We start from the raw sequence: 763 nt of genomic DNA on the forward strand, positions 1-763 counted from the left end.
GGCCGTCAGTCGCAGCAACAACCAGGATCGCGCCGTCCATCTGCGCAGCACCGGTGATCATGTTTTTAACATAGTCGGCGTGGCCTGGGCAGTCTACGTGTGCGTAGTGGCGAGTCGGGGTGTCGTATTCAACGTGAGAAGTGTTGATGGTGATACCACGAGCTTTTTCTTCTGGTGCGTTATCGATCTGGTCGAATGCGCGAGCAGAACCACCGTAGGTTTTTGCCAGAACGGTAGTGATTGCAGCGGTCAGCGTTGTTTTACCATGGTCAACGTGGCCGATAGTACCGACGTTAACGTGCGGTTTTGTACGTTCAAACTTTTCTTTAGACATCGATTGTCCCTCTAAGACACGGATAAATCGGTGATATCACCACATCAACCAGGCGAAATGCCTGAATTGTTGAATACAGTAAAATTGAAACAGAGAGAAACGGGAAGGAGAAGTGAAGTGGTGCTGATACCCAGAGTCGAACTGGGGACCTCACCCTTACCAAGGGTGCGCTCTACCAACTGAGCCATATCAGCACGTATTGGAGCGGGCAGCGGGAATCGAACCCGCATCATCAGCTTGGAAGGCTGAGGTAATAGCCATTATACGATGCCCGCATCCTGAAACTCGGCTACCCAGTTCTTTCTGTAACAAAAAAAGAGATTTCTCTCTTTTTTGTTTGAGCTGGTTAATTTTTCCAACCAGCTCCGGCGGCATTAACGCTGCCAGAAAGTGGTGGTGGGGGAAGGATTCGAACCTTCGAAGTCTGTG

Annotated in this window: 1 protein-coding gene and 2 tRNA genes; all 3 read right to left on the bottom strand. The window is 50.2% G+C overall.

Going from position 1 to position 763, the window contains the following annotated elements:
* A partial coding sequence (locus tag HED65_RS13135) for a GTP-binding protein (protein WP_227647127.1) occupies positions 1 to 334 on the bottom strand: 334 nt, incomplete at its 3' end.
* Between the two features lie 118 nt (positions 335 to 452).
* A tRNA-Thr gene (locus HED65_RS13140) sits at positions 453 to 528 on the bottom strand.
* A 6-nt stretch (positions 529 to 534) separates the two neighbouring features.
* A tRNA-Gly gene (locus HED65_RS13145) sits at positions 535 to 609 on the bottom strand.
* Positions 610 to 763 lie beyond the last annotated feature (154 nt).

Origin of the sequence: Pantoea sp. LS15 (assembly GCF_012241585.1) — a bacterium.
GTDB lineage: Bacteria > Pseudomonadota > Gammaproteobacteria > Enterobacterales > Enterobacteriaceae > Enterobacter.